Source organism: Longimicrobium sp., assembly GCF_036387355.1.
Classification (GTDB): Bacteria; Gemmatimonadota; Gemmatimonadetes; order Longimicrobiales; family Longimicrobiaceae; genus Longimicrobium.
On record NZ_DASVTX010000119.1, the window covers coordinates 1 to 10,980 of the forward strand.

General features: G+C 71.5%; 11 protein-coding genes. All 11 read left to right on the forward strand.

The window, feature by feature from the left end:
- The first annotated feature begins 140 nt into the window (after window positions 1-140).
- The 11 genes from cobT to VF665_RS05445 all read left to right on the forward strand — a co-directional run bounded on the left by cobT (window position 141) and on the right by VF665_RS05445 (window position 10,734).
- On the forward strand, window positions 141-1,196 hold the full coding sequence (gene cobT / locus VF665_RS05395; RefSeq protein ID WP_331052394.1) for a nicotinate-nucleotide--dimethylbenzimidazole phosphoribosyltransferase: 1,056 nt from the start codon (window positions 141-143) through the stop codon (window positions 1,194-1,196).
- Window positions 1,193-1,984 (forward strand): adenosylcobinamide-GDP ribazoletransferase, encoded by a 792-nt coding sequence (locus tag VF665_RS05400; protein WP_331052395.1) that lies wholly within the window; start codon window positions 1,193-1,195, stop codon window positions 1,982-1,984. Before cobT ends, VF665_RS05400 begins: the two co-directional genes overlap by 4 nt.
- The gene (locus tag VF665_RS05405; protein WP_331052396.1) at window positions 1,981-2,577 is read left to right on the forward strand and encodes a histidine phosphatase family protein; all 597 of its coding nucleotides are present in this window, start codon (window positions 1,981-1,983) and stop codon (window positions 2,575-2,577) included. The genes VF665_RS05400 and VF665_RS05405 overlap by 4 nt, the downstream gene beginning before the upstream one ends.
- 86 nt (window positions 2,578-2,663) lie before the next feature.
- Complete coding sequence (locus VF665_RS05410; protein ID WP_331052397.1) at window positions 2,664-3,773, forward strand: TPM domain-containing protein; 1,110 nt, start codon at window positions 2,664-2,666, stop codon at window positions 3,771-3,773.
- 147 nt (window positions 3,774-3,920) lie between these two features.
- The gene (gene lolA / locus VF665_RS05415; protein ID WP_331052398.1) at window positions 3,921-4,820 is read left to right on the forward strand and encodes an outer membrane lipoprotein chaperone LolA; all 900 of its coding nucleotides are present in this window, start codon (window positions 3,921-3,923) and stop codon (window positions 4,818-4,820) included.
- 165 nt (window positions 4,821-4,985) lie between these two features.
- Complete coding sequence (locus VF665_RS05420) at window positions 4,986-5,489, forward strand: YajQ family cyclic di-GMP-binding protein (RefSeq protein ID WP_331052399.1); 504 nt, start codon at window positions 4,986-4,988, stop codon at window positions 5,487-5,489.
- Window positions 5,486-6,796 carry a glutamate-1-semialdehyde 2,1-aminomutase gene (gene hemL / locus VF665_RS05425; RefSeq protein WP_331052400.1) on the forward strand — a complete coding sequence of 437 codons (1,311 nt, stop codon included), beginning with the start codon at window positions 5,486-5,488 and terminating at the stop codon, window positions 6,794-6,796. Before VF665_RS05420 ends, hemL begins: the two co-directional genes overlap by 4 nt.
- Window positions 6,768-8,138, forward strand: coding sequence for a SpoIID/LytB domain-containing protein (locus tag VF665_RS05430; RefSeq protein ID WP_331052401.1), 1,371 nt, complete (start codon window positions 6,768-6,770; stop codon window positions 8,136-8,138). The genes hemL and VF665_RS05430 overlap by 29 nt, the downstream gene beginning before the upstream one ends.
- A gap of 379 nt (window positions 8,139-8,517) precedes the next feature.
- A complete protein-coding gene (locus VF665_RS05435) occupies window positions 8,518-9,237 on the forward strand; it encodes a hypothetical protein (protein WP_331052402.1) in 720 nt (239 codons plus the stop codon).
- A complete protein-coding gene (locus VF665_RS05440) occupies window positions 9,237-10,244 on the forward strand; it encodes a Gfo/Idh/MocA family oxidoreductase (protein WP_331052403.1) in 1,008 nt (335 codons plus the stop codon). The genes VF665_RS05435 and VF665_RS05440 overlap by 1 nt, the downstream gene beginning before the upstream one ends.
- A 61-nt stretch (window positions 10,245-10,305) precedes the next feature.
- Window positions 10,306-10,734 carry a ferritin-like domain-containing protein gene (locus VF665_RS05445; RefSeq protein ID WP_331052404.1) on the forward strand — a complete coding sequence of 143 codons (429 nt, stop codon included), beginning with the start codon at window positions 10,306-10,308 and terminating at the stop codon, window positions 10,732-10,734.
- Window positions 10,735-10,980 lie beyond the last annotated feature (246 nt).

Consider the following 10,980-nt stretch of genomic DNA (forward strand, 5'->3'; position numbering starts at 1 on the left):
CACACCGACGCCCCACGCGCACTGGGGCCGTGGCGCCGCGTCCGCACCGCCCGTCCCGCCCGGGGCCGGCACCCGCCGCCGCGCGTGCGGCTCCCCTCCCGTGGTTCCGTCGGCCAGCGCAGTCCCGCACCGGCGTACGCATGCCCATCCCGAATCAAACCGACTGGCTCCGCCGCGCGCAAGCGGCGCTGGACGACAAAACCAAGCCGCTGGGCTCGCTGGGCCGGCTGGAGGCGGCCGCCGCGCGCATGGCCGCGCTGCAGCAGACGCTGGCGCCCGCCGCGGACCGCTGCCGCGCGCTGGTGTTCGCCGGCGACCATGGCATCGCCGACGAGGGCGTGAGCGCCTATCCGCGCGCCGTCACCACGGAAATGCTGCGCAACTTTGCCCGGGGCGGCGCCGCGGTCACGGTGCTGGCCCGCGCGCTGGGTGCCGGGGTGGACGTGGTGGACGTGGGCGTGGATGCCGAGTTCGACGCGCTGGAGGGCATTGCCGCGGCGCGCGTCCGCCGCGGCACCCGCAACTTTGCGCACGAGCCGGCCATGACGGCGGATGAGCTCGGCGCGGCCATGCGGGCCGGGCGCGACGCCGTTCGCCGCGCCGCGCGGGACGGCGTCCAGGCGGTGGCGCTGGGGGAGATGGGGATCGCCAACACCACCGCCGCCGCCGCGCTCCTGTCGGCCCTCACCGGCGCGGACCCGGCGGACACGGTGGGGCGGGGGACCGGGGTGGATGACGACCAGCTGGAGCACAAGCGCGCCGTCGTCGCGCGGGCGCTGGCCATGCACGGGGTTCCGTCGGACGCGGCGGAGGCGCTGGCCACCTTTGGCGGGCTGGAGATGGCGGCCGTCGCGGGCGCCGCGCTGGAGGCGCCGCTGCACCGCATGGCCGTGGTGGTGGATGGGTTCATCGCCACGGTGAGCGTGCTGGCCGCCGTGCGGATGGACCCGGCGATCGCCCCGGCGCTCTTTCTGGCGCACCGCAGCGCGGAGCGCGGGCACGCGGTGGCGCTGGACGCGCTCGCGGCCGCCGGGTGCGACGCGGAGCCGCTGCTGGACCTGGGGATGCGCCTGGGCGAGGCGAGCGGCGCCGTGCTCGCCTTTCCGCTGCTGCGCGGGGCGTGCGCGCTGTTCGGGATGGCGTCGTTCGCCGAGGCGGGGGTGTCCGGGCCGGTGGTGCCGGAGGCGGTCGCGTGAGCGGCGCTCCGGCGGCGCCCGCGGGCGAGGGATCGTGGTTCCACCGCCAGCTGCGCGCCTTTCTGACCGGGGTGATGTTCCTCACCCGGCTCCCCTGCCCGGCGTGGGTGGGTCACGACGCCGAGTACCTGGCGCGCTCCACCGTCTACTTTCCCCTCATCGGGCTGATGGTGGGCGCCGCGGGCGCGGCGGGATACTGGGTGGGCTCGCTGGCGTGGTCGCCGGTGATGGCCTCCATCGCGGCGCTGTCGGCAACCGTGTGGCTCACGGGCGCGTTTCACGAGGACGGCCTGGCGGACAGCTTTGACGGCATGGGCGGCGGATGGACGCCGGACGAGATGCTGACGATCATGAAGGACAGCCGCATGGGGACGTACGGAACCATCGCGCTGCTGCTCGTCGTGTTCGCCAAGCTGGCCGCGCTCTCGGAGATGTTTCCGATTGACGCCATGCCCGCCATTGTCGCCGGGCACGTGCTGGGGCGGTGGTCCAGCCTGCCGCTCATCTGGCGGCTTCCGTACGTGCAGCACTCGGGCAGCAAGAGCAAGCCGTTCGCGGCCAGCGTCACCACCGGCCGCCTGATGGCGGGCACCCTGCTGATGCTGGTGATCGTCGCCGCGCTGCTGGGGTGGGCGGCGGTCCCCGTCATCGGCACGGTGCTGGGCGTGACGGTGGTGGGCGGATGGTACCTGCGCCGCGTGCTGGGCGCCGTGAACCAGCTGGTGGAAGTGGCGACCTACCTGGTCCTGGTGGGTGACTTCGCCCGCCTGCTGCCGGGCGGAACATGACCCTGCACCTGGTCCGCCACGCGCGGACGGACGCCGACGCCGGCCTGGTGGTAGGCCATCACGACGCGGGGCTGTCGGAGGAGGGGCGCGCCGCGGCGAATCGCCTCGCGGAGTCGTGGGCCGGTCCGCCCCCCGCGCGGCTGGTGGCGAGCGACCTGCGGCGCGCGCTGGATTCCGCCGCGCCGTTCGCAGCGCGATGGGGGCTGGCGGTGGAGCCGGAGCCCCGGCTGCGCGAGGTGCACTTCGGCGCGTGGGAGGGGCGCACGTGGAACGCCGTTCAGGCAGAGGACGAGCCCGCGCTGAACGGGTGGATGGCGGACTGGGTGAACGTGGCCCCGCCCGGCGGCGAGTCGTTCGTGCAGCTCGTTTCGCGCGCGGCGGCGTGGCTGGCGGAGGTGGAGGCGGCGCCCGGGCCGCTGCTGGCCGTGGCGCACGCGGGGAGCATCCGCGCGCTGATCGTCGCGGCGCTGCGGCTGCCGCCGGACCGCGCCTTCTCGTTCACCATCAACCTGGCGCACGTCGTTCGGCTGGACCGGGGAATGGGCGGGTGGACGCTCACCTTCAGCAACGCGCCCTCCTTTCCGGCGTCCTGATCCGCCGCGCTGAAACACCGCCGCTCATCCCCCGTATCGTCCCGCCGTTTGCCGTTTTCCCGCAGCCCTTCCCACGCAGGATCGTGATGATTCGCAGGCACTTCCGCGCCGCCGCCCTGGTCCTCGCCCTGGTGATCGTCGCCCCGGCGGGTGCGCAGACCTTTCCCGACGAGCCGGGGGACGGCGTGGCCGACCTGGCGGACGTGCTCTCCGCGTCGGCGGCGGACAGCGTGCGCCAGATGCTCGCGACGCTGCGGGACGTGTCCGGCGTGGAGGCGCGGGTGCTCACCATCCCCTCGCTGCAGCGGCAGGGCGCGGCCGGCTCCACGGTGGAAACGTACGCCACGCAGGTCTTCAACCAGTGGAAGCTGGGCTACGGCCAGCGGAACGGTGGCGTGCTGGTTCTGGTTTCCGTGGGCGACCGCCGCGCGCGCATCGAACTGGGCGACGACGTGCCGGCGGCGCAGGACGAGCGGATGCGGCGGGTGATGGACGAGCAGATGGTGCCCCGCTTTCGCGACGGCGAGTACGGGGTGGGGATCGTGGACGGCGTGGCGGCCATCGCGCGCTCCTTTCGCGAGACCGGCCCCGCCTCGGACGAGTCCCGGCCCGCGCCGCAGCCGGCGTACTCGTCGCCATCCTCCTACTCGGCGCCGGTCGTTCCGGGTGACGAACCGGGGAACGAGATCTTCGCGGGCGTTGTGGGGCTGCTGGGCCTTGCCGGCGCGTTCGCGTTCTGGCGGTCGCACGTGCGCAACAAGCCGCGCCCATGCGGCAACTGCAGCACGTTGATGGCGCGCCTGGACGAGGCGGGCGACGACGTGCACCTGGACTCCGGCCGCCGGCTGGAAGAGGCGATGGGCTCGGTGGACTACGACGTGTGGGCCTGTCCGTCGTGCCGCAACACGCAGATCATCGAGTATCCCAGCTGGTTGAGCACCACGGAGCGCTGTCCGGGGTGCTCGTATCGCACGGTGGACGTGACGCGCCGAACGGTACGCCACGCCACGTACGACTACGGAGGGCTGCGGGAGATCACCCGCGCCTGCCGGAACTGCTCGCACCACCACGTGGAAACGGTCCACGTTCCGCGCTTGGTGCGGAGCACCACGTCGTCCTCGTCCTTCAGTTCGTCCGGCTCGTCATCCGGCGGCGGCGGGCACAGCTCCGGGCGCGGCGCCAGCGGCAGCTGGTAGATTCGCGGAGGAATGAACGTCCTACGGCCCGTGGGCGGTGGACGGCGCTCCGGCGGCGGATGGACGACGGCGCCGGAACGGGTGTTGCTCCCGGCGGGTATCCACACCCTGACGGCATGAAATCGAAACCGAACGCGTAGACGATAGATGATCAGAATCAATCCCCGCGCCACCATCGCCCTCGCCGCCCTGGCGCTGGCTGCCTGCGGAGGACGCGAAGGGTCCGGCGCCGCGAGCGACAGCCCCTCGGAAGGCCGCACGGCGCCGCGCCCGCCCGCCGCCCAGCCCGCCGGGTCGCAGACCGCCGCGCCTGCGCCCGTGGTGCCCGGCGCTGCGGAAGCGCCGGCGGGAACCGTTGCGGCTCCGGTTCCGGGTGCGGCTGCCGCACCCGCCGCCACGGCTCCGGGAAAGGCGCCCGCCGCCGCGAACGGCGCGGCCGCGGCTCCGGCGGCGTCCGCGCAGGACCGCGCGGGGCAGATCCTGGCCGGCGCCGAGCGTGCCGCCAACGGGATCCGGTCGTTCGAGGCAGACTTCACGCAGTCGCTCACCGTGCCGCTGCTGAACAACACCCAGCGCAGCACGGGCAAGATGTACCAGCGCAAGCCGGACCGCTTCCTGATGCGCTTCAGCGATCCGGCGGGCGACATCATCGTGGCGGACGGGCGGCACTTCTGGCTGTACTATCCCAGCAGCGACCGCACGCAGGTGGTGCGCACCAGCATCGCCGAGGGCGGCCAGGCGGTGGACCTGCAGGCGCAGTTCCTGTCCAACGCCAACCAGCGCTTCGTGGCCACCCTGGTGGGCGAGGAGAGCGTGGGCGGCCGTCCGGCGCACGTGCTTACGCTGGTGCCGCGCACCGCGTCGCCGTACAAGCTGCTCAAGGTGTGGGTGGACAAGGAGGACGCCATCGTCCGCCGCTTCGAGATGACGGAGGAGAACAACTCCGTCCGCCGCGTGGACCTGCGGAACGTGCGCACCAACCATGCGCTCGCCGACGACCTGTTCATCTTTACCCCGCCCGCCGGCGCCCGCGTGTTCGACCAGTAACGCACGCGCCGAACGGAACGGAAGAAGGCCGCCCCACGCAGAATCGCGCGGGGCGGCCTTTTTCCTGTCCGGCTGTCGATCCACGCCCGCTTGGCGCCTTGCCGCACGCGGTTTGGGCGCCCTACATTCGCGGCTGCACGCTCAACTGCTACCCCGGACCTCACGATGGCCAAGACCTCTACGTTCGACATCACCTCCAGCGTTGACCTGCAGGAGGTAGACAACGCCGTGAACCAGGCCGTCAAGGAAGTCGCGCAGCGATACGACTTCAAGGGCGCCACGGCCGAGATTGAATTCAGCAAGAAGGACGGCACGCTCAAGCTGCTGGCCGACGACGACTACAAGCTCACCGCGCTGGTCGACATCATCCAGAGCAAGCTGATCAAGCGCGGCGTCCCCATCCGCAACCTGGACTACGGCGAGCCGGAGCAGGCGTTCGGCGGCAAGATGCGGCAGACCATCACCCTGGTGCAGAACATCAGCACCGAAAAGGGCAAGGAGATCGTCAAGTCCATCAAGGAAGCGGGGTTCAAGAAGGTGAACGCGCAGATCCAGGACGAGCAGGTGCGCGTGACCTCCGCCAGCATTGACGACCTGCAGGCCGTGATCGCCCACCTGAAGAAGCAGGACTTCGGGCTGGAGCTCGCCTTCGGAAACTTCCGCTCGTGACGGCTCCCGACGGGCCGGAGCGCACGGCCCGCAGCCGCGCGCTCTTTCGCCGCGCCTGCGAGATCACCCCGGGCGGCGTGAACTCGCCCGTGCGCGCCTTTCGCGGGGTGGGCGGCGAGCCGTTCTTCGTTTCGCGCGCGCAGGGGTCGCGGCTGTGGGACGCGGACGGCAACGAGTACATCGACTACGTGCTGTCGTGGGGCCCCATGATCCTGGGCCACGCGCACCCCGCCGTGGTGCAGGCCGTGGCCGACGCGGCCACCCGCGGCACCAGCTACGGCGCGCCCACGGAATCCGAGGTGGACCTGGCGGAGCTGGTGCGCGACTTTGTGCCCTCCATGCAGCGCGTGCGCTTCGTGAACAGCGGCACGGAGGCCACCATGAGCGCCGTGCGCCTGGCGCGCGGGTTCACCGGCCGCGACATGATCCTCAAGTTCGAGGGCAACTACCACGGCCACGGCGACAGCTTTCTGGTCAAGGCCGGCTCCGGCGTGGCCACGCTGGGCCTCCCCAACTCGCCCGGCGTCCCGGCGGAACTGTCCAAGCTGACGCTCACCGCGCCGTACAACGACCTGCAGGCGGTCGAGGAGGCGTTCCGCGTCCATGCCGGAAGGATCGCCTGCGTGATCCTGGAGCCGGTGGTGGGCAACGCCGGCTTCCTGCCGCCGGACGACGGTTTTCTGCACGGGCTGCGGCGCATCACCGAGGCGGACGGCGCGCTGCTGGTGTTTGACGAGGTGATGACGGGCTTTCGCGTGGCGCCCGGCGGTGCGCAGGAGCGGTTCGGCATCGCTCCGGACCTCACCACGCTGGGCAAGGTGATCGGCGGCGGGCTGCCCGTGGGCGCGTACGGCGGCCGCGCGGACGTGATGGACCACATCGCGCCGGTGGGACCCGTCTACCAGGCGGGGACGCTGTCCGGCAATCCGCTGGCGATGGCGGCGGGCCTGGCGCAGCTGCGGATCCTGCGCGACGAGAACCCGTATCCGGAGCTGGAGAGAAAGACGCGGCGGCTGGTGGCCGGGCTGCTGGCCAACGCGGCGGAGGCGGGCGTGCCCATGTGCGGCGGCAGCTACGGCTCCATGTGGGGCGTATTCCTTGCTGCGGGGCCGGTTCGAACCTTCGCGGACGCCAGCGCCGCCGACGTGGCGACGTTCCGGCGCTTCTTTCATGGAGCGCTGCAGCGGGGCGTGTTCTTCGCCCCGTCCGCGTTCGAGGCCGGCTTTCTCTCCACCGCGCACACCGATCAGGACATTGACGAAACCATTACCCGCGCCCGTGACGCGCTCCAAGCCGCGCTGGCGTAGCCTGGCGGGGGCGGCCGCGCTCGCGCTCGGGGCCTGCACCCCGCGTCCGCCCATCCCCACCATTCCCGTGGTGGTGGTGCCCGACACGGCCGACACGCGCCCCGCGGAGCCGGCCACGCCCGCGCCGCGTCCCCCAGCCGTACCGGACACGGCGGCGTTCCCCGAGGCGCTGCTTGCCCCGCCCGTGCGCGTGGGGCTCGTCGTGGACACGCAGCGGGTGGAGGTCGGCTCGGCCGGCGCGTTCACGATCGCCACGCAGGACGGCCGCACCGTGGCCTCGGTGCCCGGGGGCGGAACGGCGACGTTCACCGCGTCCGGCGGCACGCTCTCGTTCACCACGCGGCAGGCGTCCGGGTCGGGCGGCCCGGGCGGGGCGGGGCTGCCGGCGCCGCTGGTGGTGCGCTCCGCGGACCCGCACGGAACGCTGCTGGTGCGCGGCGCGCCGTATCGCGGCGAAATGCTGGTGCAGCGGGCCACCACGGGCGGCGGGCTTACGCTGGTGAACCGGCTGGACATGGAGAACTACCTGCTGGGCGTGGTGCCCAAGGAGATCGGCCGGTTCGACCTGGACATCTACGAGGCCATCAAGGCGCAGGCGGTGGCCGCGCGGACGTACGCTGTCACGTACCAGGGCCGGCGGACGGCGCAGGGGTTTGACGTGTACGCCACGGTGGAAGACCAGGTGTACGGCGGCGTGGCGGGGGAGAACGAGGTGGTGAACCGCGCCGTGCGCGAAACCGCGGGCGAGATCCTGGCGTATGGCGGACGGCCCATCAGCGCCTACTACCACAGCACCTGCGCCGGCCATACGGCGGCGATCGAGGAGGTGTGGAACAACGCGCCGGTGCCGTACCTGGTCGCCGTCCGCGACGTGGACCCGCGCACGGGCGAGGCGTACGACCGCTCCAGCCGCCTGTACCAATGGACGGAGCGGTGGACGCACGAGCAACTGGTGGGGATCCTGAACCGCACCCTGGCCGATTCGCTTCGCGGGCGGCGGATCACGCAGATCCGCGACATGCGCGTGCTGCAGCGCACGCCGTCCGGGCGGGTGCACGCGATGCGGATCGAGACGGACGCGGGATCGTTCACCGTGGGCAAGGACCGCGTGCGATGGATTCTGCCCCCGGTGCGCGGCGGGATTCTGAACAGCAGCAAGTTCGACGTGCAGCTCGTCCGTTCCGGCGGCGCCGTGAGCGAGATCGTGGCGACGGGCGGCGGCTGGGGCCATGGCATCGGAATGTGCCAGATCGGCGCGATGGGCCGCGCCCGCGCGGGGCAGAACTACCGCACGATCCTGGGGGCGTATTATCCCGGGGCGGAGCTGCAGGATCTGTACTGAGAGTGCGTGAGTGCTGGGTGCGTGAGTGCTGAGTGCTGAGTGCGGAGTGCGGAGTGCGGAGTGCGGAGTGCGGAGTGCGGAGTGCGGAGCCCACCTGAGCGGATGAATCCGCCGCTCGAGAAGCGGGAAGCCCCGATACGTCGCCCACAGGCGCCGTTCGAGGCTTCAACTGCAGTGGGTTCCGGGAACCCGGTGTGAATTCTCCCCTCTCCGTGCGGCGGTTTGCACGGGGAGGGGCCCCGAGGCGCACGCCAAATCCTCCGCTCACACCCGCTCCGGGGAGGGGGCCTCTCCGGCCGCGCCGCGACGTCAGAAACGCACCCGATCGCCCCACCGGCATCCTCCCGCGAATGCCGCGAATCATCTGAACGAACCTCGAATGCCGTCTTTCCGACTCTCCTGCATTGCGCTCGCCGCGGCGCTTCTGGCCTCGGCTCCGGCGGGCGCGCAGTCCGCGGCGGACTACGACTACGACAACCTCGTCTTCACCGGCGTGGGCGGGCACGTGGCGCTGGTGCTGCCACACCGCACCGAGGCCGCACTCGCCTTCAACGTGCGGGCTGACCTGGGGCTGCTGGGGCCCGGCGTGCGCATCTCGCCCGGACTCACCTACTGGTCGTCGTCGCTGCGCGACTCCGAGGTGAACCGCATGGAGCGCCGCATTGAGCAGGCGTGCCAGCGGGGCGGAACGGCGTGCCCGGGCATCGAGCTGGGTGACGTCGACATCAGCGACCTCTCCTTTGACCTGGACGGCCACTACCTGTGGACCACGCCTTTCGGCGTGGAGCCGTACGCGGGCGCCGGGGTTTCGCTGCACCTGCTGAACGGCGGCGGCGAGTTCGTGGACGACACCTTCATGGAAGAACTGCTGGACGCCATCGCGCCGGGGCTCAACCTGGTGGGCGGGCTGGAGGTGCCGCTGGCCGCCAATCTGCGTGTGACGGGGGAAGCCCGTGGCGTGCTGACCGGCACCGTCCGCTCTCTGTCCTTCGGCGTGGGCGGCGGATGGACGCTCCCCGCCGACCTGCGCCGCCCGGTGATGCCGCCCACCGTGCCGCCGCCGCCTCCGTCTCCGCCGACCACCCAGGGAACGCACTGATGGCCTCCGCACGCCAACCCATCCGCGTCGCCGTGCTGGGCGCGGGCTCCATCGCGCAGGTAGTGCACCTGCCCATCCTTTCCCGCATGCGCGGCGTGCAGGTGGCCGCCCTGGCCGACCGCGACGCCCACACCGCGCGCACCATCGCCGAGCGCTTTCAGGTCCCCGCCGTCAGCACCGAGTTCGAGGAGGTGCTTACGGACGACATCGATGCCGTCGTCATCTGCACGCCCAGCAACCGCCACGAGGAGCAGGTGCGCGCCGCCCTTCGCGCCGGCAAGCACGTGCTGTGCGAAAAGCCTCTGGCGCTCACGGCGGACGGCGTGGCGCGCATTCTGGACGAAGAGGGCGCCGACAGCCGCCTGATGGTGGCGATGAACCAGCGCTTTCGCGCGGACGCCGGTGCGCTGCGCCAGTTCGTGGCGGGCGGCGAGCTGGGCGACGTGTACTACCTCAAGACCGGCTGGCTGAACCGCTACCGCCCCCGCGGCCGCACCTGGCGCGAGCGCAAGGCCACGGCGGGGGGCGGCGCATTCATGGACCTGGGGATCCAGATGCTGGACCTGGCCCTGTGGACGCTGGGCTACCCCGCGCCGGAGCGCATCAGCGCGCACATGTACGCCGCGCGGGGCAACGAGGTGGAGGACTCCGCCGCGCTCATCCTGCGGCTGGAGGGCGACCGGGTCATCAACCTGGACTGCACCTGGAACCTGCGGGCACGCAAGGACCGCCAGTTTCTGCACCTCCTGGGCACCACGGGGAGCGGGTCGCTCACGCCGCTGGCCGTGTTCAAGGAAATGCCGGCCGGACTGGTGGAGGTCACGCCGCCCGTGCCCGCCTCGCGCGAGAACGCCTTTACCGCCAGCTACCGGGCGGAGCTGCAGGCGTTCATTGAAGTGGTGCGCGGCGAGCGGCCGGCCGAGGCGCCCGCGGAACACCTCGTGCTGATGCGGCTGGTAGAGGCCGCGTACCGCTCCGCGGCCGATCGTCGCGAAGTGGCGCTCTGAGCAGGAGCGCCGCCGGGCGGACCGAGTGACCGGAGACCAACCAGGGGGAGGACGGGGACCGATGCCGGACATGAAGGAACTGATCGACGGGATGAACGAGGATCTGGCGGCCGAGTACCAGGCCGTGATCATGTACCGCACCTACGCCAGCCTGGTGACGGGCCCGTACCGGCGGGAGCTGCGCGCCTTCTTTGAGCAGGAGATTCCGGACGAGCTGGGCCATGCCGCCTTTCTGGCCGACAAGATCGTGGCGCTGGGCGGAATGCCGGTGACGCAGTCCGCGCCCGTCCCCGTGCCGCGCAGCAACCGCGAAATGCTTGAAATCGCGCTGCAGGCCGAGGTGGACACCATTGAGCGCTACACCCGGCGCATCGAGCAGGCCGAGGCGCTGGGCGAGTTGAGCGTAAAGCTGCAGCTGGAAAACCTGGTGGTGGACGAAAGCGGCCACCGCGACGAGCTGCGCCGCATGCTGATGGACTGGCACGAGTAGAAGGGAAGTACCAAGTGCCAAGTGCCAAGTGCCAAGTGCCCGGTGCCGTTCTGGCGCCGGGCACTTTGTGTGGACCCTCAGAATTCTCCACCGCGGAAATCTGCAAACGGCATCTCACGCGAGGACGCGGAGGACGCGGAGGACGCGGAGGTTGCGGGGACTAGTGTGAGAACGACTGCCAGGGAGCCGGAATCGGATGAACGGGGTGGCCGTCCCTATTCCCTATTCCCTATTCCCTATTCCCTA

What these genes read in the sequence shown, in the direction of transcription:
- cobT (WP_331052394.1), top strand. Translation starts at nt 141, where the DNA reads ATGCCCATCCCGAATCAAACCGACTGGCTCCGCCGCGCGCAAGCGGCG.
- VF665_RS05405 (WP_331052396.1), top strand. Translation starts at nt 1,981, where the DNA reads ATGACCCTGCACCTGGTCCGCCACGCGCGGACGGACGCCGACGCCGGC.
- VF665_RS05410 (WP_331052397.1), top strand. Translation starts at nt 2,664, where the DNA reads ATGATTCGCAGGCACTTCCGCGCCGCCGCCCTGGTCCTCGCCCTGGTG.
- lolA (WP_331052398.1), top strand. Translation starts at nt 3,921, where the DNA reads ATGATCAGAATCAATCCCCGCGCCACCATCGCCCTCGCCGCCCTGGCG.
- VF665_RS05420 (WP_331052399.1), top strand. Translation starts at nt 4,986, where the DNA reads ATGGCCAAGACCTCTACGTTCGACATCACCTCCAGCGTTGACCTGCAG.
- VF665_RS05435 (WP_331052402.1), top strand. Translation starts at nt 8,518, where the DNA reads ATGCCGTCTTTCCGACTCTCCTGCATTGCGCTCGCCGCGGCGCTTCTG.
- VF665_RS05440 (WP_331052403.1), top strand. Translation starts at nt 9,237, where the DNA reads ATGGCCTCCGCACGCCAACCCATCCGCGTCGCCGTGCTGGGCGCGGGC.
- VF665_RS05445 (WP_331052404.1), top strand. Translation starts at nt 10,306, where the DNA reads ATGCCGGACATGAAGGAACTGATCGACGGGATGAACGAGGATCTGGCG.